Raw genomic sequence first — 24,668 nt, 5'->3', positions numbered from 1 at the left:
GTGGGGCACGGCTGGCGCGGCCGTGCCCCATCGGCTTGAATCGACCCTCGGAAGGGGGTACCGGTTGAGCGACGACCTGCCGGAGAAGATCGAGGACTTACCCGACAGGCCCCGGCGCAGGCGCGCGAAGGTGCCGTGGGCCGCGTCCGTGTCGGCCGGCCTCGCGGCCGCCGCCGCGAGCATCCTGGCGGCCAGCGTCGATTGGGACATCCCGCCCAGCGCCAAGGTCGGCGTGACCGTGGCCGCCGCCGTCCTCGTCGGCCTCACCACCTGGGCCACCACCGAGTCGCAGCCGAGACGCCGTGCGGCGGCCCGCGCCGGCGGCGGCCAGGCGCCCGACCAGTGGCCGCCCGTTCCCGAGCACTTCACCGGCCGCGCCGAGGCCCTGGCCGAGCTGCGCGACGTCGCCACCGCCCGCCGCCGGGCCGGCGACCTGGCGCCGCCGCTCGTCATCTCCGTCTACGGCCGCGGCGGCGTCGGCAAGTCCGCCCTCATGACCCGCTTCAGCCAGGAGATCGCCGGCTGGTTCCCCGACGGCCGCCTCTACGCCGACCTGCGCGGCGGCCTCGGCGCCCCGGTCCGCCCCGACGAGGTCCTCATCGGCTTCCTGCGCGCGCTCGGCGTACGCCTCACCACCGACCCCGGCGGACTGGACGAACTGCGCAAGCTCTGGCTGACCTGGACCAAGGGCCGCAAGATCCTCATCGGCCTGGACAACGCCCACGACGCCGACCAGGTCAGGCCGATCATCCCGGCCGAGCCCGGCTGCGCGGTGCTGGTCACCTCGCGCTCCCCGCTGTTCCTGAGCGGCACCCACGACCGCCGCCTCGGCGTGCTCACCGAGGCGCACGGCGTCGAGCTGCTGGCCAGGCTCGCCGGCGGCGCCCGCGTCGTGGACGACCTCGACTCCGCCAAGGAGATCGTCCGGCTGTGCGACCACCTTCCGCTCGCGATCAACATCTGCGGCGGGCGCCTCGCCACCCGCGAGCAGTGGACGCTGCGCGAGATGGCGAGCCGGCTCGCCGACACCCGCCGCCGCCTCGACCAGCTCGAAGTGGCCCAGACCGTCGAGACCAGCGTGCGCGCGTCGGTGCAGCTCAGCTACGACGACTGCACCGGCATGCAGCGCCGCCTGCTGCGCCTGCTCAGCGCGCTGCCCGCGCCCGACGTGCCCGGCTGGGTGGCCGGCGAGCTGCTCGACATCAGCGGCCTGGAGGGCGGCGACCAGCTCGAAGCGCTCATCGACGCCCAGCTCGCCGAATACTCGGGCACCGACCAGACCGGCACGATGCGCTACCGGCTGCACGACCTCGTCCAGGTCTTCGCCGCCGAGCTGACCGGTCAGGACGAGCCGGCCCGCCGCCGCGCCGCGCTGGAGCGGGTGCTGTACGGCTACCGCCGCCGCGCCGAGGAGGCCGCCCAGAACCGCTGGCCGCAGGACTGGAGCAAGGGCGGCCGCCGCTCCACCGCCGACGGCGAGGTCCGGGCCGCCGACTGGCTCAACGCCGAGCGCCTGGCGCTGCTGGCCATGGTCGATCTGGCCCGCCGGCTCGAACTGTGGGAGCTGACCTGGGGCCTCGCCCGCGCGTTCTGCTCGCTGTGTCACTCACTGCGCGCGTACTGGGCCGACTGGAAGGCGGTCGCGGAGATCGGCCGGGCCGCGGCCGAACGCGCCGGCGACGCGCGGGCCCTCGCCATCGCGCTGCTCGACAGCGCCGCCGTGCACGGCGGCCTCGGCCTGCGCGAGCGCGCACTGGAGGAGGCCCGGCGGGCCATGGACGTCTTCACCGAGCTCGGCGAGAGCTGGTGGGCGGCGCGGGCCAGGCGCACCATCGGCATGACGCTGTTCAACGACGGGCACCTGGACCGGGCGCAGGACTACCTGATCGGCGCCATCACCGCGTTCAAGGGCGAGGACGACCCGTGGTGGATGGCCCGCACCCAGCGCAACCTGGCCGAGATGCGGATGGCCGAGCGGCGGCCCGAGGAGGCGAGAGAGCTGCTGGAGGAGGCCCTGGAGGTGTTCAAGAGCCAGGGCAACCGCTACTCCGAGGCCCAGACGCTACGCGTCTACGGCGAGGTGCTGGCGGCGCAGGCGCGGGGCGAGCAGCGCGAGGGCGACCGCAGGATCGCCGCAGGGCTGTTCACCCGGGCGGGCCTCAGCCTCGACCGGGCGGGTGAGATGTTCCGGCAGCGGGGCGAGCTGTGGGAGGAGGCCCGCTGCCTGCGGGCCGCCGGCGAGGTCGGCGACCCCGCCGGCGGGCTGCGCGAGCTGGACCAGGTGCACCGCGCGGAGGACATCCTGGCCGCGCTCGGCGACTCGTGGGGCGTGGCGCGCACCGCCGTCTCGGCGGGGCGCGCGCTGGCCCGCCTCGGCCGCATCGAGGAGTCGGAGCGGGAGCTGCGCCGCGCCGTCGCCGCCTTCGAGGAGCTGCAGGACCGATGGTGGATGGCGCTCAGCCTCCGCTACCTGGGGGAGGTCCACCTGGACGCGGGCGGGCGGCAGGCCGCCGTGGGGCCGCTGGAGCAGGCCAGGGACCTCTACCGCAGCCTCGGCAACGAGGCGGGCATGCGCAGGACCCTCGAACTGCTCCGGCGGGCCGCCCCCTGAGCGCTCGGGCGCCTTCAGGTGAGCGGGGCGCGCAGCAGCGCTCCCGCCGCCTGCCTGGCCTGCGTGATGCTCTCCTCGAACATCTTGCGCGCGTGCGCCGCCTGGTCGGCGAGCTCCCTGATGTGCTGGTGCGCCAGCTCGTCGTGGACGGTCTCGGCGATCAGCCGCTGGTAGTCCGGCGTCCTGGCGGCCAGCGCCTCCAGGCGCCGGTGCGTCTGGTAGACCTTGTCGGTCTTGATCACCTGTTTGGCGTACTTCTCCAGGTGGCGTACCCGCTTCGACAGCGACGTCCAGGCGGCGTCGAGGGCGTTGGAGTACGGCTTGAACGCCTCCTCCATGCCGGGCGGCAGCTCGCGCGGCACCAGCTTGCCGTGCTCGGCGTGCATGGCCGACAGCTTGCGCAGCCGCTGCGCGATCTGCCAGACCTCCTCGGGCAGCGTCACCTGGTTGTCGATCGTGTCGATCAGGCCCGCCCGGTGCACCTTGGAGCCGAGGATGACCTCGACCGCGTTCTGGGCCCGGCGCAGCAACTGCTGGCAGGGGTAGTCCAGGTCCTCGGCGAGCACGTAGTGGTCGGCGTGCGCGTAGGCGAGGCGCAGCCGCCGTTTCGTCGTGCGGTACGCGCCCTCCACCGCCATCCACCGCAACAGCGTGATCAGCCCGACCCCGGCGGTCGCCACGACGGCGAGCGGAAAGCCGACCACGATGCCGATCAGCAGCAGCATGGCGGGCAGGACGAACAGCAGCGCGGGGTTGAACGTGGTGTCCATGCGCTTGCCGCCCCGAGCCATGCGGAGGATGTGCGGGCTCGACCGCAGCTCTACCGAGATCTCCCGGGGCAGCGAGGGATCGATCACCAGCCGTGGAGGCAGAGCTCGTGGATCCATACGTTAATGCTGCGTTATGAAACTCGAATCCGCTCATATTTGCTGGACATATAGGGTCGAAGATGATGAGCGAAATGACGAGGTGGATCGAGCTTGAGGGCGCGGTCAACGCGCGCGACCTGGGTGGCGTCGCCCTTGGCGACGGAGGCGTCACGAAGAGTGGACGGATCTTCCGGTCCGACAACCTGCAGGGGCTCACGCCCCGCGACGTCGACCTGCTGGTCGGCGAGCTGAAGCTGCGGCACGTGGTGGACCTCCGCTCCACGCCGGAGGTCACGCTGGAGGGCCCCGGCCCGCTGACGCGGGTGCCGGAGGTGCGGCATCACCATCTGACGTTGTTCGCCGAGGGCGGGCGCTACACCGACGTCGAGGCCGACACCGCGCCCGCGGGCATCGACGGCGAACGGGTGCTGCCGTGGGCCGAGCGCGCCCTGGACGAGGAACTGCGGGTCACCGGCTTCTACTTCGGCTACCTGCGCGACCGGCCGTCCGCGGTGATCGAGGCGCTGCGCACGATGGCGCTGGACGACGGGGCGGCCCTGGTGCACTGCGCGGCGGGCAAGGACCGCACCGGCGTGCTGTGCGCGCTGGCGCTGGAGGTCGCGGGCGCGACGCGGGAGGCCATCGTGGCCGACTACGTGGCGACCGGCGAGCGGCTGGAGCTGATCCTGGAGCGCCTGCGCGCCAGCGAGACCTACCGCGGCGACCTCGACTCCCGTCCCGCCGACGACCACGCGCCCCGCGCCCGCTACCTGGAGCAGTTCTTCAGGGTGCTGGACGAACGGTTCGGCGGGCCGAGGGGCTGGCTGGCGGCCAACGGCTGGACCGCGGACGACTCGGCCGCCATGCGCGCCCGGCTACGGGACTGACAACCGGCTACGGGACTGACGACGCTCAGGGCAGGTGGACCACGATGCGCTGGGTGGCCGACAGCCGGGCCGCCTCCAGCACGGTGAGCACGTCCACCGCGCTCTCCGGGTCCACCGGCGGCGGCCCGCCGTCGCGCAGCGCCGCCGCCACGCCCCGGTAGAAGTCGAGGTAGGCCCCCGGCTCGGTGCGCACCCGCCGGTGCCGCTCGACGGTGCCGAGCTCGCCCCAGCGGTCCTCCTCGTCCTCCCCGAAACCGGGCGCGTCGGGCGCGATCCCGGCGCGCAGCCGCTCCTCCTGCACGTCCATGCCGTGCTTGACGTACGCGGCGGCCGACCCCAGCACCCGGAAACGAGGCCCGAGCCGCGCCGCCACCGAGCTGGCCCACAGGTGCGAACGCGCCCCGCCGTCGTGCGTCAGCGCCACGAACGTGTCGTCGTCGGAGGAGACCCCCTGCCGCCGTACGTCGCTCTCGCAGTAGACCTCGCGTACCGGCCCGAGCAGCCGCATCGCCTGGTCCACCAGGTGGCTGCCCAGGTCGTAGAGCAGCCCGCCGATCTCCTCGGGGCCGCCGCTCTCCCGCCAGCCGCCCTTGGGCGTCGGCCGCCAGCGCTCGAAGCGCGACTCGAAGCGCCGGATCTCGCCGAGCGCCCCCTCCTCCGCCAGCCGCCGCACGGTCAGGAAGTCGCCGTCCCACCGGCGGTTCTGGAAGACGGTCAGGAGCACGCCGCGCTCCTTGGCCAGGCGCACCAGCTCGCGGCCCTCCTCGGCGGTGCCGGCCAGCGGTTTGTCCACCACGACCGGCAGCCCCTGCTCGATGGCCGCGGCGGCGGTGGCCACGTGCGTCCTGTTGGGCGAGGCGACCACGACCAGGTCGCTGCGCTCCCACAGCTCCCGTACGTCGGCGACGCCCTGCGCGCCGTAGCGGCCGGCCACCTCGGACTGCCGCCCCGGATCGCGGGTGACGACCGCGGCCAGCCGCAGCCCCGGAGTGGCGGCGATCAGCGGCGCGTGGAAGAACGCCCCGGCGACTCCGTACCCGACCAGCCCGACCCTGATCTCGCTCATCCGGCCAGGCTACCCAAACCGCCCCGGGGGCCCGGCGGCGCGTGCTCAGGAGGCGGGCGGATCCTCACGTTCGGCGAGGAAACGCTCGAACTGGGCGGCGAGCTCGTCGCCGGTCGGCATCGGGGTCGACTCGGCGATGAGGTTCTCGCGTTCGGCGCCCGCGGCGAAGGCGTCGTACTGCTGCTCCAGGCCGGTGATCGCGGTGGAGAGCTCGGTGGAGGCCCGGATCTGCTCCTCGATCTCCGCCGTGGTGCGCTGGGCGGCGTCGCGCAGCCCGTCCATCGGGAACACCAGCCCGGTGCCCCGCGTCACCGCCTCCAGCGCGGTCACCGCGGCCGTCGGGTACTCCGCCTGCGACAGGTAGTGCGGCACGTGCACCGCGTACCCCATCGCGTCGAAGCCCTGCGCGCCGAGCCGCAGCTCGATCAGCGCCGCCACGCTGCCCGGCACCTGGACCCGACCGAACGCGCTGTTCTGGGTGTTGACCAGCTCCGGCCGGCTGGCGTGCATGGTGACCCCGAGCGGGCGGGTGTGCGGCACGGCCATCGGGATGCCGTGCAAGGTCACCAGCTTGCTCACCCGCAGCCGCTCCGCCAGCGTCTTCACCGCGGCGGTGAAAAGCTCCCACTCCCGGTCGGGCTCGGGCCCCTGCATGAGCAGGAAGGGCGTCCCCGTCGCGTCCTCCAACAGGTGAACGGCCAGCTCCGGGCTCTCGCACTCCACCCAGCGGTCGGTGTCGAACGTCATGATGGGCCGGCGGGAGCGGTAGTCGAGCAACCGGTCCACGTCGAACGTCGCCACAACCCGGTGCTCCAGCTCTGCCAGCAGGTGGCCCAGCGCCAGACGCCCGGAGCCCCCCGCGTCGACGAAGCCGTCGAAGTGGTACAGCAACACCGGCTCACGCAGCTCGGGCAGCTCATCGGCGAGCTCGTAGAGATCCTTCGGGTCGAACACGGTTGGACAACCTTTCCCTAGGTACTCTTTCCAGAACCTATGGCGGGTCGGAACGATTCCGCGCACGGCACCCTATCGAGGCATGATGTTCCGTACGGCCGGGACCCGGCGCGACGGGAGGGCGAGCGGCGCACTTTATCCGATGGTTCGCGCGATGGGATTCACAGTGTGAAATAAGAATTAAAGCCGGTGAACATGCGCACTGTGGCCATTCGAGCAGTCCGTAGTCATGCTTAGGGCGTGGCTACTTCTGCGCACTCCTTCTCCGGGCGACCACTCCACATCCCTCCGCTGCCGTGCCCGTTCCCCAGCGAGACGAACGAGCACGCCGTCGAGGTCGATGCGGAGAGCCACACCTGGCTGGCCGCCTCGCACATGCTCAAAGGCGCCGAGACCATCGAGCACTTCCGGCGCTCCAAGATCGGTATGCTCGCGGCACGGACCAATCCCGCGGTGCCGCGTGACAGCCTCCGGCTGATCAACGACTGGTACAACTGGCTGTTCGCGTTCGACGACGCCTTCTGCGAGGGCGAGCTGATGGGACACCGCGCCTCCGCGCTGGCCCGCGCCCTGCCGCCGCTCCTCGAAATCCTGGACGGCCGCCGCGACCCCGACGAGAGCGACGCGTTCGGCCTCGCGCTCCAGGAGCTCCTCCACCGCATCTCCGAGCTCGCCACCCCCGCCCAGGTGGACCGCTGGCGGACGACGGTGAAGGAATACCTGTTCGCCCAGATCTGGGAGGCCGCCAACCGAGAGGTGGACCTGATCCCCACCCCCGAGGACTACGTCATGATGCGCCGCATCACCGGGGCCACGTACACCTGCTTCGCCCTCATCGACGTCGGCGGCGGCTACCGCCTCGAAGCCGAGGAGTGGCACCACCCCGACGTGCGGATGCTCTCCGACCTCGCCTGCGACCTCATCGGCTGGGACAACGACCTGCTGTCCTACGCCAAGGAACGCGGCAACGACAAAGCCCGGCACAACCTCGTCACCGTGCTGGCCACGCACAAGTCCCTCACGCTCCAGGACGCCCTGGTCGAGGTCGCGCAGATGCACAACGAGGCCGTCGCCGCCTTCCTCGACCGGAGCCTGGCGCTCGACCGCTGGGCCACCCTGCCGGTCCGGAAGTACGTCCGCGGCCTCGAACACTGGGTGCGCGGCCACATCGAGTTCTCGCTCGGCAGCGCCCGCTACATCGGCGCGTGGCCCGACGACACCCGCTGGCCCCGAGCCGTCTAGCCGGCGTGCGCCGGCGGCAGAACCTGGGTGGCGGGTATGGCGAGCAATGCGCGGGCGGTCGTTGCCGCATCCTCTGACGCCCTGTTGCTACGGTTGGCTCTCCGCTGGGATCATAAGGGGACGTATGTTCGGCATTGTCCGCCCGTGTCGGCACGTCCTGTGCAAGGGGCTCTACGCGGACTGGATGGGCCACTTGTGCGGACTCTGCTTGGCCCTCCGCGACGAGCACGGACACCTGTCCCGTCTGGTGACCAACTACGACGGCCTGCTCGTGTCCGTCCTGACCGAGGCCCAGACGTCCGCGCCCACCTTGCGCCGGAAGGCGGGCCCGTGCGCGCTGCGCGGCTTCAGAAGCGCCGACGTGGTGGAGTCCAAGGGGGTACGGCTGGCGGCCTCGGTGTCGCTGCTTCTGGCGGCCGGCAAGGTGAACGACCACGTGGCGGACGGTGACGGCATGTACGCCCGCCGCCCCTGGCCGCCGGCGCCACCCGCCTGGCGGGCCGCTGGTCCTCCGCCGGTACGGCCACGGCCGGCACGCTGGGCTTCGACCCCACCCCGCTGACGGCGGCGGCCGCCCGCCAGGCCCTCCTGGAACGCGTCCCCGCCCAGAGTCCCTCGCGCAGCCGCGCGGCGCCCGGATTACGAGAGTTGACGGGGCCGACCGAGGACGCCGTGGCGGCGGCGTTCGCGCACACGGGGGTGCTCGCGGGCAAGCCGCACAACCGCGAGGCCCTGGAGGCGGCCGGTCGCGGGTTCGGGAGGCTGGCCCACCTGATCGACGCGGTGGAGGATCTGGCCGACGACGGCGCGTCCGGGGCGTACAACCCGCTGACCGCCACCGGCACCGGCCCGGACGAGGCGCGCCGCCACTGCGACGCCGCGCACGCCGACCTGCGCGCCGCCGGGACGACGGCCGCCGAAGCGGGATCCCGGCGGGCTGCTGTCGCTGGCATGCGCCGCGCTGACCTGCTGCACCTGCGGCCTGTACCGGCCCGCCTGGGACGAGGACCGCGAGAGCTCCTGCTGCGGGCGCTTCGACTGTTCCGGTTACGAGTGCTGCGGCAACTGCGGTGACTGTTGTTCCTGCTGCTCGGGCGAGGACGGCGGTTGCGGTTGCGACGGCTGCAGTTGCGGCTGCGATTGACGGCTGCGACTGCTCGCCGCCGAGGCCTCCCGTTCGACGCGCGGCGAGGTAGTAGGCCACCTCAGGAGTGGATCACAGGTGGTCGAGCGGAGATGGACTGGTGGAGGGCGTTCGCCACAGCGTGGACGAGCGGGACCTGAGAGGCGTCCCAGACAAGGTTGAGCGCGCCGTGGCTGCGGAGGACGAGCCTGCCGTACAGCAGGACGGGCAGGCGGGCGTTGTTCTTGAAGCGGCGGTCGGGGCCGCCCTTGACGTTGACGTAGCGCCAGGTGGAGTCCACGATCGTGCCGTCGCCTGGCACCGGGCCCTCCTCGATGAAGCGGGCGTGTTCCACAGCGACCTGGAGGTGCTGGTAGGCGAGGTCGGCGACGTGGCGGCCGTCCCGGATCAGGACGCGGTCAGGGAGGAAGTGCACCGACAGGCTGCCCGCGGTGAGGGTCGGGACGGCGACGTTGGTGACCAGGATCCGTGGTCCCGCCAGCAGGGCTGAGGCGTTCACTCGGCGCAGCAGCTTGGAGGCGCCGGCGTTCACCTTGAACTGGTAGGTGCTGGTGATCGCGCCGGATGCGGTGATCAGCCAGAACCCGTGGGCCCGCTGGAGGCCGGTGATCGCGTTGACGAGGTGGTCGAAGCGTGAAGCGGCCTCGTCGGTCACGTCGTACATGATGACCACCGCGCGAGCGGCCCGATCGCGCAACGCCACCCAGAGCACGAAAGGCAGCCCGACGGCGATGACGACCAGGCTGAAGCGTCCGGTCAGCAGCCCCGCGACGAGCAGGGCGGCCAGGGCGAACGGCCAGTACGGCCGGCGCCCGGCGGCCTTCCGCAACTGCTGGACGACGTCACTCGGCTGGGCCGGGACCAGGCGGACGACATCGTGCATGACCACGTCACGGCCGGGCGCGACGGTCCGGTAGGAGACCGCTCCGCGTCCCATGCGCACGACGTTGCCGCGGGGGCCCATCCCCGTCCGAAGGCCCGGGATCGCGGTCGAGACGCCCATCCCGGCCTGGCTGAGGGTGAAACGGAACGGTCCAACCCTGAGGCTGGTGCGCACATAGAAGCCCACGATGAGGAATCCTTCCGGCCCGTGCGCCCGTTACCGCGGCAGAGGGAGGTCCTGGAGCTCGCACACCGCGTCAGAACGCAGTCAAGACGGCTCTGGCTCGTCATGACGACGGTTCGTTCCCGCAGACAAGATCGTGTCTGGTGCTTGTCCGCTTGCTCCACCTGAGCCCGCTCTGGGCGGGGGAGCTTGGATTCGTACAGGCTCAGATCGAAGCCGGCGTGAACGAGTGGCGAGGGCGCGGCTTGTTCTTCCCCGAGCTGATCGTGAATGTCCGTCGAAGCGGATCAAGCCCTCCTGCCCTCAGGAGTGGGTACGTGTGCGGGGACGTGCTGGTCGATGAGGATGCGCGCGGCGGCGACGGATCGGGCGGCGGGGCCGGAGGGGCCGAGCGTGGCCGCGTTGGCGTAGAGGCCGGAGATGATGAGCATCAGCATGTCGGCCAGGGCGTCGGGGTCGGTGGCGCGTGCCGCGGTGGCGAGGGCGGACAGCCGCTCGCGTAGCCGCTCGAGGTGGTCGACGGCCTCCCTGCGGCCGGGGTGGCCGGGGTCGCGGAACTCCGCCGAGGTGTTGTAGAAGGTGCAGCCGTGGGCGTCGGAGTCCTGGGTGCTCTCCTGGGCGTGCTCCACGACGGCCAGGAGCTGGCGGGCGGGATCGCCCTCGTGCCGGGCGATCGCGCTGTCGATCTGTGCCCAGGCATGGTCGTGCAGCTCGGCCACCCAGGCCCTCACCAGTTCGTCCTTGCTGGTGAACTCGCGGTAGAGCGCGCTCTTGCCGAGCCCCGTCTCCTCGACGACCTGCTGCATGCCCACGGCCCGCGCACCGTGCTCCTTGAACAGGCGTGCGGCCGTCTGGAGGATGCGCCGGCGGGTGCCGGGAACCGGTGTGCGCGTCACCCTTGATCCCTTCGCGATGAGTTCCAGAATCTCTGTTGACAGCGTAGCGACCTGCCCCCAACATTGGACCGATCGGTCCGGACCGATCAGTCCGTTATGAACAGGGCGTCCTTGCATGACCGAGACCGCAGCCGGCACCCGGAGAAGGGATGCGGTCTGCTGCTCGCTGGATGTGCGCCGCTGCCCGCAGCGGTCCGCGCCCAACTCGGCACTCGTCGCCAACGGCGGCGCGACAGGCACGAGAACTCCGCGACCATGAAGGGAAATCCCATGCGCGTCTACACCGCCACCGCCACCTCAGAAGGCCGCGACGGCCGGGCGGTCTCCTCGGACGGCCGGTTGGACGTCCGGCTCGCCCTGCAGAAAGAGCTGGGCGGCAACGGCGCCGGCACCAATCCCGAGCAGCTCTTCGCCGCCGGGTACGCCGCCTGCTTCGCCACCTCCATCAAACTCGTGGCGGCCCAGCAGGGCCTCGACGTGTCCGACGCCTCGGTCACCGCGGAGGTCGGTCTGTCACCCAATGGCAAGGGCGGCTATGGGCTGGATGCCATCCTGCGCGTGAAACTGCCCGACACCCTCACCTCGGAGCAGGCACGAACCCTCCTGGACACCACCCACCAGGTCTGTCCCTACTCCAACGCCACCCGCGGCAACATGCCCGTCGAACTGCTCCTCGACTGACGCGCACGCCGCTCCCCAAGGGCGCGGCTGCGGAGGACGATCTGGAGCCGGTACGAAGTCCGGATCTCCAGGCCGGTCGGAGGCTCGTAGGCGGTGGACCAGGGCCGTACTCGGGTAGGCAGGTCGCGCCAGGGGCTGCCGGCGCGAAACCGTCACATCACCGCGTTGGACTGCTGCCGCAGGTTCGGGATCGGGCCTCGCTCGCCCAACGGCAGGCGAGGCTCGATCAAGGCCCGTTCCTCGTCGGTGAGCCTTCAGGCGCCATGACGGCTGGCCTGAAGGCTCTGACCGACCGGACTCTCAGGCCCGGTTCTCGTCCGTGGCGTCCAGCTCGCCCAGCGCGAGCGCGGACGCCTCGTCCAGATCGCGCCGCGCGCCCTCCTCGAAGGTGTCCTTGTAGGTCAGCTCGCCCAGCTCCCGTTTGCACGCCCGGATGCACTCGTCGTGGTCGTCCGTCATCCAGGGCGCGCCCAGCTGCGGCAGGCCGGCCGTCTTCCAGTTCTGCTGCAGCGCCCCCAGCAACTGCGTGGCCATCGCCGGGTGATTGAGCGCGGCGAAGATGCGCGCGGCCGTCTCCAGCGCCAGCAGCGTGCCGAGCGTGTCGTGGAAGTGCCGCTTGATGCGCAGGGCCTCCCGGACGTTGTGCAGCGCCTCGTCCGCCCGGCCGGTCGCCAGCCTCGTGCCCGCCAGCGCCCACTGCGCGTGGGAGCTGACCCACAGCTCGCCGCGCTCGCGGCACACCTGCAGGCAGTCCTGCAGCAGCGACTCGGCCTCGTACAGTTCGCCCTGCGAGCACAGCACCAGCGACAGCTCGACGATGGCGGGCAGCAGGCCCGGGTTGAGCTCCTTGTTGTCGGTGTTGAACTCGATCGCCACGCCCAGCAGCGCGCTCGCCTTCTGCAGGTCGCCCTGGAGCAGCGCGGCCGTGCCCTGCATCTTCGAGGCCAGGATCACCGCCCGCGAGTCGCCCACCCGCACCGCCTCGGTGCTGCACTCCTCGGCCGACGACTGGGCTCCCGCGCTGTCGCCCTGGGCGCTCTTGACGTACGACAGCACCCACAGCGCCTTGCAGCGCTCCTTGCTGAACTCGGGATTGGCCTGCAGCGCCCGCTCCAGATAGAGCCGCCCCTCGCGGGCGAAACCGCAGCACACCCACATGAACCACAACGACGACAGCAGCGTCAGCGCCAGGATCTCCTTGCCTGGCGTCTTCAGCGCGTGCTCCAGCGCCACCCGCACGTTGTCGTGCTCCTGGCGCATCCGTACGAACCAGTAGATCTGCCGCGGGCCCGACCAGGCGTCCTCGCTGCGCTGGGCCAGGCTCAGGTAGTACTCCAGGTGCCGCTGGCGCATCTGCTCGCGCTGGCCGAGCTTGTCCAGCCACTCGTCGCCGTACTCGGCCAGGGTGTCGATCAGCTTGTAGCGGACGCCGGCGTGGTTGCTCCTGATCAGCAGGACCGACTTCTCCACCAGGCCGGTCACGAGATCCGTGATGTCCTCCGAAGGCAGACGGCCGTCGGAGCAGACGAAACGGGCCGCGTCCAGCTCGAAGTCGCCCGCGAACACCGACAGCCGCGCCCACAGCAGCCGCTCGGCCGGCTCGCACAGCTCGTGGCTCCAGCCGATCGCCGCGCGCAGCGTCTGGTGACGGGGCAGGGCCGTACGGCTCGCCCCGGCCAGCAGGCTGAACCGGTCGGCCAGCAGCCCCAGGATCTGGTCGACCGACAGCGCCCGCAGCCGCACCGCGGCCAGCTCGATCGCCAGCGGGATCCCGTCGAGCCGCCGGCACAGCTCGGCCACCGTGCCGATGTTGCTCTCGTCGAGCTGGAAGTCCGGCACGCTCGCCCCCGCGCGGGCGGCGAACAACTGCACCGACTCGTTGGTGAACAGGTTCGCCGCCGGGTCGTCGCCGGGCACCTGCAGCGGCGGGACCGGGACCACGTGCTCGTACGGCAGGTGCAGCGACTGGCGGCTCGTGGCCAGCACCTTAAGGTTGGGCGCCGCCTCCAGCAACTCGTGCACCAGCTCCGCGCAGCCCTGCACCACGTGCTCGCAGGTGTCGATGATGAGCAGCATGTCGCGCTCGCCCACCCACTCCGACAGCGACTCCGACTCCGCCCGCGAGGACTGGTCGGCTATGCGCAGCGCCGAGGAGATCGTGTGCTTGACCATGCCCGCGTCCTGCAGCCGGGCCAGGTCGGCGAACCAGACGCCGTCCGGATATTGCGCGCGGACCTGGTGCGCCAGGCGCAGCACCGTGCGCGACTTCCCGACGCCTCCGATGCCCGTGACCGTCACCAGCCGGGACTCGCCCAGGTGCCGTTTGAGGTTGGCGAGCAGCCGCGTGCGGCCGACGAAGCTGGTGAGCTCCGCCGGAAGATTACCCTCTCGTCGCCAGCCTGTCGGGGTGGCCATGCGCAGCCTCACGGGGGATAGGCGACACCAACCATGGCATCGTACCCCCGCGAATGCCGCGTGTCCCTGGACCTGGGGACACGCGCGGTGTTGCTTTCTATGTCTGGGTAGCATGTCGGTCGTGGAAGATTTTTACCCCGAACAGACTTCGGACGACCTGGACCTCGGCTGGGGCGACGACCTCCCCGACGAGGACCCGGACAGCTTCTACCTGGACAACCGGCCCCCGCACTGGGACTGAAGGCCCCGTGACCGTCCGGGTGCCGCGATGATCACGCCCGCGCTGCGCCCCGCCACACCGGGCGACTACGACGCCATCGCCGCCGTCGTCGACACGTGGTGGGGCCGTCCCATCCTCCCCTCCCTGCCCCGGCTCTTCCTCGACCACTTCCACCGGACGAGCCTGATCGCCTCGACCGGCGCGGGCGAGCTCGCCGGCTTCCTCGTCGGCTTCCCCTCGCCGTCGGCGGAGGACGAGGCGTACATCCACTTCGTCGGCGTCTCCCCGGCCGCCCGGGGCACCGGCCTGGGCCGGAGGCTGTACGAGGCGTTCTTCGGCATCGCCCGGGGACACGGACGGCAGGTGGTGAAGGCGATCACCTCGCCCGTGAACGAGGGATCCATCGCGTTCCACCGGCGCATGGGATTCACGGTCCACGGCCCGCACCCCGCCTACAACGGCCCCGGCACCACCCTGATCACCTTCGAACGCGCCCTTACCTGACCGGCGACCAGACCCGCTCGGCTGAACGAAAGCCGGAGCGGTTCGGCACGGAGCTCAAGCGTGGATCACCGGGCGGGCAGCGTCCACTTCCCGCCTTCGCAGGCGGGCGGCCCGAAGGTGAATCGGCGTCCACTGGTGGTCTCGGCCACGATCACGTCCTCGGCTCCGTCGCGCAGGCATCCTCCCGACACGACCGGAATCCGGACTGCTTCCCCGGCGGAGAGCTGCCGGTCGTAACTCGTGTCACCGAGCCACTTCACGGTCACGGTTTCACCGGTGCGGTTCTCGACGTCCACCCACCGGCTGACGCGTGGTTGGCAGGCCGCGATGGCGAGAATGAACGCCGGGAGCAACGTCAGCCAGCTGATCCTTCTCACGGAACCCCCTGGCCGCTAGGCAGTTTGAAGCCAGGAAAGCACGCGTGGGCGCCCGGCGCCACGGCAGGTTCAGCGCCGGCTCGGAAAGCTGCTCACGCGACTCCTCCCTTGAACCTCTGCAGCCGGGCGTCGGTCACCGGCCCGGGAGCGACGCAGCGAACCCTCCTCCTGACACAGGCCCGGCCCCTACGACGAGCCGCTGAACTCGCCCGCCGACACCCCATACGGGCACACCTGCGAGTCCATTGCGAGACGGGTGGCCGGCTCTTCTCCTGGAGACCGCCCTCGCGCACGCGGCTCAGGAGGCGCGCGGCTCAGGAGACGCGCGTCCTCACGCGGCCGGCCGGCCCGTGTCCCCGCTGGTACGGGGACGCGGCCCGGCCGGTCCCGTTCAGCTCACCACGTCCTTGCGGCGGAAGCGGCGGAAGGCGATCGCGACCAGGATGGCCGCGTACGTGATCGACACCGACGCGCCCTTGACCATGCCGCCCCAGTCCATTTCGGGCGTGAGCGCGTCCGTCCAGGCGTTGTTCCAGTAGGTGGGCAGGAACTCGCGCAGCGACCCCAGCGCCTCGACCGCCTGCAGGATCGTCGAGACGATCCACAGCCCCACCGCCCCGCCGACCGCCCCGAGCGGGGAGTCGGTCATGGTCGAGACGAGGAACGCCAGCGCCGCCACCACGAGCTGACTGACGAGGGCGTACCCGATCACGATGCCGAAGCGCGGCAGCACGTCCACCGCCGGGATGACCTCCCCGGTGACCGGCACCTGGATGTCGTTCCAGCCGAACGCCAGCGTGCCCGCCACCAGCGCCATCACCGGCAGGCAGATCACGGCCGCCGCCGAGTAGCCGAGCGCCACGATCAGCTTCTGCCGCAGCAAACGGTCCCGGGGGATCGGCGCGGCCAGCAGGTAGCGCAGCGACGACCAGTTGGCCTCGCTGGACACGGTGTCGCCGCAGAACATCGCGACCGCCACCACCAGCAGGAAGTTGGCCGACACCGACAGGGCGAAGGCGGCGAAGTTGAGGCCGCTCTGCGTCGCCAGGTCGGAGATGCGCAGCGACTGCCCGCCGTTGTTGGACTGGGGCCCGAACTGGAAGGCGATCACCAGGATCCACGGCAGGGCCAGCAGCAGCCCGAACATGACGAGCGTCCGCCGCCGCTTGAACTGCCGGACGATCTCCACGCGCAGCGGCAGGGTGCGGCGGGGCGCGTAGCCCGGCGCGGCGGTCATGACTTGTCTCCGATGAGGTCGAGGAACACGTCTTCCAGGCGCGGCCCGTGCCCGTTGGCGGGCTTGGCCGAGGTGAGCAGCCGCGACACCGGCCCCGCAGAGACGAGCCGCCCCCGGTGCATGACCACGACGTGGCTGCAGGTCTGCTCCACCTCGGCGAGCAGGTGACTGGAGACGATCACGGTGCGGCCGTCGCGCGCGTAGCGCTTGAGCACCTCGCGCATCTCGCGGATCTGGGGCGGGTCGAGACCGTTCGTGGGCTCGTCGAGGACCAGCAGATCCGGCAGGCCGAGCATGGCCTGCGCGATGGCGAGCCGCTGCCGCATGCCCTGCGAGTAGGTGCGTACGGCCCGCTCCAGCGCCTTGCCCAGGCCCGCGATCTCCAGCGCCTCCTCGAAGTGCGCGTCGGCGGGGGGACGGCCGGTCGCCGCCCAGTAGAGCTCGATGTTGTCGCGGCCGGACAGATGCGGCAGGAAGCCGGGACCCTCCACGAACGACCCGAGCCTGGACAGCACGGGCGCGCCCGGCGTCACCCGCTCGCCGAAGATGCGGACCTCGCCGTCGTCGGGGCGGATGAGGCCCATCATCATCCGCATCGTGGTCGTCTTGCCGGCGCCGTTGGGGCCGAGCAGACCGAGGACCTGGCCCCGTTCGACGCGGAACGACAGCCCGTCGACGGCCAGCTCCCCGTTGCGGTACGCCTTCGTGAGCCCCTTGATCTCCAGTGGAACCGCCTGGCCGTCGTCGTCCACGCCCTGATCGTCCCCGCGGCCGGGAACGGAAGCAGGCTCGGGCGCGGACGCAGGTTGGAGGGCGGACGCGGAGGCGGGCTCGGGAACGGGCGTGGAGGTGGGGTCGGAGGCTTGCGTGGTCGTGGGGTCTGGGGCGGTGGCGCCGTTGGTGATGGCGCGGGTGGCGGTCGTACGGTCGGCGGTGGCCCGGGTGCCGGACACGCGGCCGGTGGTGGCGCGAGTGGAGGTGCGGCCCGTGGCCAGGAGGATCGCGGCGATCACGATCGCGGTCAGCGGCATCGCCCACACCCACCAGGCGATCCCGGCCGGCGGGGCCGACAGGGTGCGCACCGTCGGGACGGTGAGCTCCGGTGAAGAGAGCGCCACCTGGTAGGTGGCGGGCTCGGCCGGCGTGGCGAACCCCATGTCGGTCGTGGCCACCACCAGGCGCAGCCGGTGTCCGGCGGCGAAGTTGTGGTCGGCGGCGGGCAACGCGACCGTGACCTCCACACTGCCGCCGCCGTCCGGGAACGTCACCCGGAACGGCGCCACCTGCCCGGCGGGCAGGACCGGAAGCTGCGAGCCGTCGGACACGTCGTAGACCTTGGCGAACAGCGTCGCCTCACCCTCGCCGGTCACCTTGACCACGGCGGTGGAGCTGCCGGTGAGCTGCAGCGGCGCGGTCAGCGGCGGGGACTCGAACACCGCGCTCTGACCGGGCATGTCGATCGACACGCCGCCGCTCTGGCCGCCCAGGAGCGAGCCGACGCCGGGCACGGTCGAGATCGCCGCGGGGGCGCCGCCGGGCGGGTTGACGATGTTCTGCTCAGGGCCGGCGAGCTGGACGGTGGTCGTGTCGGTGCCGCCGAGGCCCGGGTAGGACGACGTCTCGGGGTGCAGGCGGATGCGCTGGCGGGTGCCGGGGTCGCGGCCGCCGTCACGGGTGACCGTGAAGCCGCTGACTGGCGGCGCCGCCTGCGCCGAGCCCTCGCCCTTGAGGTAGCGGGCGAGCCAGGCGGAGGTCTGCTCGTAGAGCCAGTCGGCCTCGCCGTTGCCGCCGTCGTGCCCGCCGTCGAACCAGGCGATGCTGACCGGGGTGCCGGCGGAGGCGATCGCCTTGGCGTTGGCGTCGGCGTGGCTCAGCGGGAACAGCGAGTCGCGCTGGCCCTGCAGCAGCAGCGTGGGGGCCTTGATGCGGTTGGCCACGGTGACCGGGCTGGAGGCGCGCAGGAGCGTGATCGCCTCGGAGGTGGCCCGGCCGTCCTTGGCCACGGTCTGGTAGATGTCGCAGATGGCCGGCAGGAACCGGCCGCACCGCGCCTCCTCGGGCGTCATCGGCATGGCCGTCTGCCCAAGGCCCTGACCACGCGACTGGCCGCCCTGCCCCTGGCCGTTCTGGCCTTGAGCGTTCTGGCCCTGCCCGTTCTGCCCGTTCTGCCCGTTCTGGCCCTGCCCGTTCTGCCCGTTCTGGCCGTTCTGGCCGTTCTGCGCCGGGCCCTGGCCCTGCGCCTGGCTCTGGCTCTGCTGGGCGAAGCTGTCGAGGGACAGGCCGCGGCCGAAGAAGATGCCCGACCACATGCGCTTGAAGACGCCCGTCTCGGGGTCGCCGAGCCCGGCGGGCGTCGCCTGGACGGCGTTGTTGGGGAACAGGGCGTCGGCCAGGTCGGCCCAGGTGATCTGCGGGACGATCGCGTCGACACGCTGGTCGAAGGCCGCCGTCATCAGCGCGATGGCCCCGCCGTACGAGCCGCCCACGATGCCCACCCGCGGGTCGCCCGTGGCGTCGAGCTGGACCTCGGGCCGCTTGGCCACCCAGTCGATGAGCTGCTTGACGTCCTTGACCTCGTAGTCGGGGGAGTTGAGCGCGATCTCGCCCGTCGAACGTCCGAAGCCCCGCGCCGACCAGGTCAGAACCGCGTAGCCGTCCTGGGCGAGCTGCGCCGCCTGCTGCCTCATGCTCTGCTTGCTGCCGCCGAACCCGTGCGCGAGCAGCACGACCGGCGCCTTGCCGCCGCCGGAGGGAGGGAAGAAGGTGGCGTCCAGCTGCACCCGTTGGTCATCGTCGGTTCCGTCGACGACACTTATCGCCTGGTCCTGGCCCCGCGCCTGCGGAGCCGACGGCCACACCAGCCAGGTCGTCACCCCGATCAGGGCGAGTGCTGCCACCAGCGCGGCCACACGTTTCATGCCGAGAGCCTACTTTCCGCACCTGAGAGATTTCTGAGACGGACGTCCCGGCGGCCCGTCACGGTCGTGCTCGGTGCCGTTGACCTGCGGGAACAGGTAGATCACTGAAAGGTCAGCCCAGAAGGGCGTAGACGGTGGTGGCGTGGGCGGCCGGCTCGGCGGTGCCCTCTGCGGTGAGGGTGATCTCGGCGAAGGCGAGGGTGCGGCCCAGCTTGGTGATGCGTACGTCGACCAGGACGTCACGGCCCGACACCGGACGCTGGAACGTCGTGGACTGCTGCACGGTCGTCATCGGCACGAACCCGCCGCGCGCGGCGCAGACGGCCAGGGCCGTGGCGGTGTCGGCGGCGGCCATCATCGCCTGCCCGGACAGGCCGCCGCCCTCGCGCGCCAGCTCGTCGGACCAGGGCAGGCGCAGGACGGTGCGGCGCTCGCCCGCCTCCTCGACGCGTAGGCCGAGCCGCTGGATCCACGGGGCGAAGTTGTCACGGAGGATGGCGTCCAGGGCTTCCGGGACGATGCCGCCGGCCGGTGCCGGAGTCTGCGGTGTCAGGTCTGCTGAGGTCACGCGGTCATCATGCACGCTCGCCCGGCATTGCGAAGGCGAGAAGTGCCTGCCTGTGGATAACCGCGTGCGGGGGCGGGGGAAGGCTCGTATGCGGAGCGAGAGGGCCGGCAGGAAGGGGCGGGGGATGACGGCGCATCGATCGGACATGGCGGCGGCGACGGACGCGGAGGCGGTTCGGGTCTTTTTGCCGTCCACGTACGAGAACTCCGTCCCTTACGACCTCTTCGCCCGCCTCCGCGAGGAGACCCCGGTCCGCTGGATACCCGAGCCCGCCGTCGGCCCGTGGCGCGAGGGCCCCGGCTTCTGGGCCGTCTTCAGGCACGCCGACGTCAAGCACGTCCTCCGCACCCCCGAGGACTTCTCCTCGCACCTCGGCGCCACCCAGATCCGTGACCCCGACACCCCGTCCGACCTGGCGTTCGTCCAGGACATGATGTTGAACATGGACCCGCCGGACCACTCCAGGCTGCGCCGGATCGTGGCGGCGGCCTTCACCCCGCGCGCGGTCCGTACGCTGGAGCAGGCGATCGCCGAACGCGCGGCGGCGCTGTTCGCGCGCGGCACGTGCGACTTCGTGGAGGTGGCCGCCGACCTGCCGGTATGGACGCTGGCCCACGTGATGGGGGTGCCCGCGCGGGACCGGCGGCTGCTGTACGACTGGGCCTCGCGGGTCATCGGCTACCAGGACGCCGATCACGCGGGCCTGTCCACGGCCGACGTCGCCTCGCTCACGCCGATGGGCCGCCGGGCTGTCGCGTCCAGGCCGGAGCCGCGGCCGGGCGTGAACCCGAGGTCGCGGGCGGCGCTGGCGGACATGTTCGGCTACGCGCACGCCCTCGCCACGACGCCCGTGGACGACGGGTCCGTCATGTCCGCCATGCGGCGCGGCGGCCTGACGGAGAGCGAGTTCGAGAACATGTTCTTCCTGTTCGCCGTGGCGGGCAACGAGACTCTGCGCAACGGCATCCCCGGCGGCCTGCTCACGCTCCTGGAGCACCCGGCCGAGCTGGCCCGTCTGCGCGCGGACCCGTTCCTCCTGGAGTCCGCGGTCGAGGAGCTGCTGCGGTTCTGGCCGCCGGTGATCCACTTCCGCCGTACGGCGACCCGTGACCTGACCCTCGGCGGGCACCACGTACACGCGGGCCAGAAGGTGGTCGTCTACCACGCCTCGGCCAACCGCGACCCGTCCGTCTTCCCCAACGCCGACCGCCTCGACCTCGCCCGCGCCCCGAACGACCACGTCAGCTTCGGCTTCGGCCCGCACGTCTGCCTCGGTGCGCACCTGGCCCGCGTGCAGTTCCGCGCGACGCTCAGGGAGCTGCTCCGCTGGGACGTCGAGCTCGCCGGCGAGCCCCGGCGCCTCACCTCCAACTTCCAGAACGGGCTCAAGCGCCTGCCGGTACGCCTGACCGCGCGCCCCCTGCAAGGTCCATCCGGTAGTGGACCTCCTCCAGGGGAGGGTCGGGCAGCATCTTCGACCGGCCGGACAGGCTGAACCCGAACCGCTCGTAGAACCGGCGCGCCCGCGCGTTCGCCGCCAGCACCCACAGCCCGGCCTCCCGATGCCCGGACGACGCCAGGTCTTCGACGGCGGAGGCCATCAGGGCCCGCCCCATGCCGGTCGAGAACTCCTCGGGCAGCACGTAGATGGCGTACACCTCCATACCGGGCACGTCCTCGTCGCGCGAGGGGCCGTACAGGGCGAACCCGCGTACGTCATCGCGTACCCCCACCCGGCCCCTCACCTGCCCGCTCGCCAGGGCGTCGGCGCGGTTGCGGACGATCTCGGGCCGCACCTCCAGCCCGGCCAGAAAGTCCGCGGGCATGATGTCGCGGTAGGCGACGCGCCAGGTGGCCAGGCGGACCTCCTCGATGACGCCGGAGTCCTCCGGCCGAGCCGCCCGAAGTTCGTAGGACATATGGCGGATTGTCGCAGCAGGAGGGGAGATGCCCCTTGTGTTCAGGGGACGAGACCCGGAGTCGCCGAGGACCGTAAGATTCACTCCCGTGAAGTCTCCAGCATCGATCAAAAAGGCCGCTGAGTGGGCCTTGCCGTACTGGACCAGAGGCCAGGCGGGGCGCGAGACGCCGAACGACCTGTTCAGGGTGCTCTACTTCGGATGGCTGGTGGCGCTCACGCTCAAGCTGCTCGGCTCGGCCTGGGACGTCTCGTGGCACTTCAAGTGGCTGCGCGACGACCTCGCCCCGCCCCACCTGCTCAACTCGGCGGGCACGGCGATCGTGGTGGCGCTGACGATCATCCACGGCTACACCGGCTACGGCGTCGACAAGCTCGCGCTCAGGCTGATCCAGTGGGGCACGGGGATCTTCCTCGTCGCGGTCCCGCTCGACCTGATCAACCACCGCGTCAACGGGCTCGACATCACCTCGTGGAGCCCGTCGCACATCATGCTCTACGTTGGAACGTTCTTCATGATCGCGGGGGTGATCCGCGGCTGGTTCATGGGCGCGCCGCCCGGCAGGGAACGCACGCTCGTGCTGGCCGCGTTCCTCGCCTTCTTCCTGGAGAACGTGCACTTCCCCGAGCAGCACCAGGAGTACGGCATCCTGTCGGTCGGCGCCTGGGACAACAACGCCGTCTACGCCGAGCCGATCCTGCTGCAGTTCGCCGCCGACCAGATGGGGCGGCCCGTGGACCGTACGATGATGCTCGGCTTCGCGCTGCCGGTGCCCGACTTCCTCTACCCGGTCTACGCCGTGGTCGCCGGGCTGTCGGTGCTGGTGGTGGCGCGGCTGCTGATCGGCCGCTTCGGCGCCGCCACCCTCGTCGCCGGGGCGTACGTGGCCTTCCGGACGCTGATCTGGCCGCTGCTGACCTTCACCGGCTTCCCGCCGTCGGCGGTGCCGTTCTTCCTGGTCGTGGCCGGGCTCATGGTGGACGTGGCGTTCCTGCTGCGGATGCCCGCCGTACGCGCCGTCGTGGGGGCCGTGGGGGCGACCGCCGTCGCGTACGGAGCGCTCGTCGCGCAGAGCACGATCATGGGCGCGGTGTACGGCGCCGTGAAGGGCCAGGAAGGGCTGGCCGGCGCGCCGCCCCTCGCCACGGCCTCCGCCGTGTGGGCCGGGCTGGGGCTGCTGGCCGCCTGGCTCGCCGCCGAGTGGGTCGCCCGCAGGCGCGTCCCCGCTTCCGCGCCGATCGAGGCCCCGGCGGTCGCCACCGCCTGAGCCCCGATCCCGGCCGGCCGGTCAGGCGATGGAGGCGCGGGTGAGCGCGACCGCCACCCCGTACGCCAGGCCCATCACCGACACCTCGGCCACCGCCCAGCCCACCAGGGCGGTGGCCCGGCCGGTCCTGATGGCGGGCAGCAGACGGAACCGGATGTGCGCGGCCAGCGGCACCAGCGCGGCCACCAGCGCGGTCTTGGCCACGACCAGCAGCCCGTAGTGGCTGGTCACGATCGCGTCCGGCAGCGTCACGCCCGGCGTCAGCGCCATCGTGCCGAGCCCGGTCACCAGGCCCGACAGGCCGACCAGCAGCAGGCACAACGTCGCCAGCCGGGAGAACTTCGGCAGCGTCACCGCCAGCAGGTCGCGGTGCGGTCCCACGAACGCGACGGTCGCGATCAGACCGCCGGTCCAGGCGGCCGAGCCCATCACGTGGATCTCCATCGAGACCATGATCGGGTCGTGCCAGACCGAATCGACGGCGTGGCCGGTCACAGGGATGGGCAGCAGCCCGAACAGCGCCACGATGATCCGCAGCTCGGCGGGGACCTTCTCGCCGAACCGCACCGCCATCAGCCCGATCCCGGCCGCGGCGAGCGCGCACGCGGCGCTGAACAGCAGGCCCTGGCCCGTGCCGACGGTCCCGACATAGGCGGCGATCATTCCGAACGTGGGCACGACGCCCGGGTTCAGCTCCGCCGTCTGGAACACGATCGTCAGCAGGGCGCAGATCGCCCACGCCCAGGCCGCGATCACGGCCAGCGGGCGCACCCGCAGCAGGATCGGCTCCGTACGGTCGGGGGTGTCGAAGCCGAGCAGCTTCGGCAGCAGGCTCAGGCCGACCACGGCGACGGCGGCGAGGTCGAGCAGGACCCGTACGACGGGCAGGCCCACCTCGACGACCGGGCCGGGCATCGGGATGCCGGGGACGGCCTCCTGCGCGGTGAACGTGCTCGCCGCCACGGCCGCGACCACGGCGCACACGCCGAACGCCCCGGCCAGCAGCCGCCCGCCGGTCCGGGGGCGGGCGAGGGAGGCAGCCGCGACACTCACGCCCGCACCCCCTCACCGGCCTCCGCCGCTCCCGTGGAGTCAGTGGCTCCGGGGGCGGCGGGGTCGGTCGTGGAGGCGGCGTCCGGGGCGGCGGGTGCCGTCGGGGTCGGGGGCGGGGTGCCTGGTGTGGCGGGGGCCGGGGGTGGGGTGCGGCGGAGGGCGACGGCGGTGCCGGCGGCGAGCAGCACCAGCGCCCCGACGATCCAGACGACCGCCATCCCGGCCCCGCCGTTCGCCGCCGCCTCGGCCGCCGCCCCTGAGGCCCCTGCGGCGTCCGAGGCCGCCACAGCCTCCGGGGCCGACGCCGTGCCGGGGGTGGCCGCGGCGTCCGGGGTGGCCCTCGCGGGCGCCGGGGAGGCGGCGGCCGCTGGGGCCAGGGTGAAGGTGAGCTTGCCGGTCACCGGGTGCCCGTCGGCCGACAGAATGCGGTAGCCCACCACGTAAGCCCCGCCTCCAGGCAGCGGCTTGAGCTTCACCGACACCCGTTCCGCCGCCACGACCGCGTCCCCGTCGGCCCAGGAGGAGCCGTCCGCCCCGGTGATCCCGATCTGCGCGTACCCCTGCCGCACCGCCTGGTCGAAGACCAGCGTCACCCGCTCAGGCGCCGCCGTCAGCGTCGCCCCGTCCCGGGGGTCGCTGCCGACCAGTACGTTGTGCGCCTGAGCCGCGTACGGAGGAACGACCACCGCCGCGACACAGGCGAGCAGCAGGACCGTGAGTAGCCGCCTCAAAGCCGAAAGCCTTCCATCGAACACGTCAAGAACCCGTATATGG

General features: G+C 71.8%; 22 protein-coding genes. 9 read left to right on the top strand and 13 right to left on the bottom strand.

Annotated elements, in window-relative coordinates; translation table 11 throughout:
• Positions 1-64 precede the first annotated feature (64 nt).
• Positions 65-2,611: an ATP-binding protein gene (locus BMW85_RS39335; protein WP_091092052.1), complete on the top strand. Its 2,547-nt coding sequence runs from the start codon at positions 65-67 to the stop codon at positions 2,609-2,611.
• A 14-nt stretch (positions 2,612-2,625) separates the two neighbouring features.
• Here BMW85_RS39335 and BMW85_RS39330 read toward each other — a convergent pair whose 3' ends face one another.
• Positions 2,626-3,498, bottom strand: coding sequence for a hypothetical protein (locus BMW85_RS39330; protein ID WP_143082565.1), 873 nt, complete (start codon positions 3,496-3,498; stop codon positions 2,626-2,628).
• 74 nt (positions 3,499-3,572) lie between these two features.
• Here BMW85_RS39330 and BMW85_RS39325 point away from each other — a divergent pair, with 74 nt between their 5' ends.
• Positions 3,573-4,367, top strand: a complete 795-nt coding sequence (locus BMW85_RS39325) for a tyrosine-protein phosphatase (RefSeq protein WP_091092048.1) — start codon at positions 3,573-3,575, stop codon at positions 4,365-4,367.
• A 25-nt stretch (positions 4,368-4,392) separates the two neighbouring features.
• Here BMW85_RS39325 and BMW85_RS39320 read toward each other — a convergent pair whose 3' ends face one another.
• Positions 4,393-5,433, bottom strand: a complete 1,041-nt coding sequence (locus BMW85_RS39320; RefSeq protein ID WP_091092047.1) for a Gfo/Idh/MocA family oxidoreductase — start codon at positions 5,431-5,433, stop codon at positions 4,393-4,395.
• Between the two features lie 45 nt (positions 5,434-5,478).
• On the bottom strand, positions 5,479-6,387 hold the full coding sequence (locus BMW85_RS39315; RefSeq protein WP_091092045.1) for a proteasome assembly chaperone family protein: 909 nt from the start codon (positions 6,385-6,387) through the stop codon (positions 5,479-5,481).
• 240 nt (positions 6,388-6,627) lie between these two features.
• Between BMW85_RS39315 and BMW85_RS39310 the strand changes: the two genes are divergently transcribed.
• The 3 genes from BMW85_RS39310 to BMW85_RS51605 all read left to right on the top strand — a co-directional run bounded on the left by BMW85_RS39310 (position 6,628) and on the right by BMW85_RS51605 (position 8,703).
• Positions 6,628-7,629: a terpene synthase family protein gene (locus tag BMW85_RS39310; RefSeq protein WP_143082564.1), complete on the top strand. Its 1,002-nt coding sequence runs from the start codon at positions 6,628-6,630 to the stop codon at positions 7,627-7,629.
• A gap of 46 nt (positions 7,630-7,675) precedes the next feature.
• Complete coding sequence (locus BMW85_RS51610) at positions 7,676-8,191, top strand: DUF5685 family protein (protein ID WP_342743490.1); 516 nt, start codon at positions 7,676-7,678, stop codon at positions 8,189-8,191.
• 86 nt (positions 8,192-8,277) lie between these two features.
• Entirely contained in the window at positions 8,278-8,703 is a 426-nt protein-coding gene (locus BMW85_RS51605) for a hypothetical protein (protein ID WP_245775323.1), read from the top strand.
• Between the two features lie 131 nt (positions 8,704-8,834).
• On the opposite strand, the gene BMW85_RS39300 is transcribed toward BMW85_RS51605, so the two are convergent.
• Both BMW85_RS39300 and BMW85_RS39295 read right to left on the bottom strand, forming a co-directional pair.
• Entirely contained in the window at positions 8,835-9,842 is a 1,008-nt protein-coding gene (locus tag BMW85_RS39300) for a DUF4236 domain-containing protein (RefSeq protein ID WP_091092042.1), read from the bottom strand.
• A 284-nt stretch (positions 9,843-10,126) separates the two neighbouring features.
• Entirely contained in the window at positions 10,127-10,735 is a 609-nt protein-coding gene (locus BMW85_RS39295) for a TetR/AcrR family transcriptional regulator (protein WP_177241115.1), read from the bottom strand.
• A 270-nt stretch (positions 10,736-11,005) separates the two neighbouring features.
• On the opposite strand from BMW85_RS39295, the gene BMW85_RS39290 reads away from it, so the two are divergent.
• Entirely contained in the window at positions 11,006-11,416 is a 411-nt protein-coding gene (locus BMW85_RS39290) for an organic hydroperoxide resistance protein (protein WP_091092038.1), read from the top strand.
• A gap of 300 nt (positions 11,417-11,716) precedes the next feature.
• Here BMW85_RS39290 and BMW85_RS39285 read toward each other — a convergent pair whose 3' ends face one another.
• Positions 11,717-13,843 carry an ATP-binding protein gene (locus tag BMW85_RS39285; protein ID WP_245775322.1) on the bottom strand — a complete coding sequence of 709 codons (2,127 nt, stop codon included), beginning with the start codon at positions 13,841-13,843 and terminating at the stop codon, positions 11,717-11,719.
• A 256-nt stretch (positions 13,844-14,099) separates the two neighbouring features.
• Here BMW85_RS39285 and BMW85_RS39280 point away from each other — a divergent pair, with 256 nt between their 5' ends.
• Complete coding sequence (locus BMW85_RS39280) at positions 14,100-14,555, top strand: GNAT family N-acetyltransferase (protein ID WP_091092035.1); 456 nt, start codon at positions 14,100-14,102, stop codon at positions 14,553-14,555.
• Positions 14,556-14,620: 65 nt separating this feature from the next.
• On the opposite strand, the gene BMW85_RS39275 is transcribed toward BMW85_RS39280, so the two are convergent.
• The 4 genes from BMW85_RS39275 to BMW85_RS39255 form a co-directional block, all read right to left on the bottom strand.
• Positions 14,621-14,932: a hypothetical protein gene (locus tag BMW85_RS39275; protein ID WP_143082562.1), complete on the bottom strand. Its 312-nt coding sequence runs from the start codon at positions 14,930-14,932 to the stop codon at positions 14,621-14,623.
• Between the two features lie 391 nt (positions 14,933-15,323).
• On the bottom strand, positions 15,324-16,169 hold the full coding sequence (locus BMW85_RS39270) for an ABC transporter permease (protein WP_091092031.1): 846 nt from the start codon (positions 16,167-16,169) through the stop codon (positions 15,324-15,326).
• Complete coding sequence (locus BMW85_RS39260) at positions 16,166-19,087, bottom strand: alpha/beta fold hydrolase (protein ID WP_245775321.1); 2,922 nt, start codon at positions 19,085-19,087, stop codon at positions 16,166-16,168. Before BMW85_RS39260 ends, BMW85_RS39270 begins: the two co-directional genes overlap by 4 nt.
• 112 nt (positions 19,088-19,199) lie before the next feature.
• Positions 19,200-19,655: a PaaI family thioesterase gene (locus BMW85_RS39255; protein WP_218156137.1), complete on the bottom strand. Its 456-nt coding sequence runs from the start codon at positions 19,653-19,655 to the stop codon at positions 19,200-19,202.
• A 124-nt stretch (positions 19,656-19,779) separates the two neighbouring features.
• Between BMW85_RS39255 and BMW85_RS39250 the strand changes: the two genes are divergently transcribed.
• Positions 19,780-21,150, top strand: coding sequence for a cytochrome P450 (locus BMW85_RS39250; RefSeq protein WP_218156135.1), 1,371 nt, complete (start codon positions 19,780-19,782; stop codon positions 21,148-21,150).
• Here the strand turns inward: BMW85_RS39250 and BMW85_RS39245 are convergent.
• On the bottom strand, positions 21,041-21,574 hold the full coding sequence (locus BMW85_RS39245) for a GNAT family N-acetyltransferase (protein WP_091092028.1): 534 nt from the start codon (positions 21,572-21,574) through the stop codon (positions 21,041-21,043). The two genes, BMW85_RS39250 and BMW85_RS39245, sit on opposite strands and share 110 nt — an antisense overlap.
• Positions 21,575-21,662: 88 nt before the next feature.
• On the opposite strand from BMW85_RS39245, the gene BMW85_RS39240 reads away from it, so the two are divergent.
• Positions 21,663-22,841 (top strand): hypothetical protein, encoded by a 1,179-nt coding sequence (locus BMW85_RS39240; RefSeq protein WP_245775320.1) that lies wholly within the window; start codon positions 21,663-21,665, stop codon positions 22,839-22,841.
• Positions 22,842-22,862: 21 nt separating this feature from the next.
• Here BMW85_RS39240 and BMW85_RS39235 read toward each other — a convergent pair whose 3' ends face one another.
• Together BMW85_RS39235 and BMW85_RS39230 are read right to left on the bottom strand one after the other, a co-directional pair.
• On the bottom strand, positions 22,863-23,894 hold the full coding sequence (locus BMW85_RS39235) for a CopD family protein (protein WP_091092024.1): 1,032 nt from the start codon (positions 23,892-23,894) through the stop codon (positions 22,863-22,865).
• Positions 23,891-24,625, bottom strand: coding sequence for a copper resistance CopC family protein (locus BMW85_RS39230; protein WP_245775319.1), 735 nt, complete (start codon positions 24,623-24,625; stop codon positions 23,891-23,893). The genes BMW85_RS39235 and BMW85_RS39230 overlap by 4 nt, the downstream gene beginning before the upstream one ends.
• Positions 24,626-24,668 lie beyond the last annotated feature (43 nt).

Origin of the sequence: Nonomuraea wenchangensis, from assembly GCF_900111685.1 — a bacterium.
In the GTDB taxonomy this organism is placed as follows: Bacteria; Actinomycetota; Actinomycetes; order Streptosporangiales; family Streptosporangiaceae; genus Nonomuraea; species Nonomuraea wenchangensis.
The sequence above is the reverse complement of the archived record's forward strand: the minus strand, read 5'-3'. Positions and strand labels throughout refer to the sequence as shown.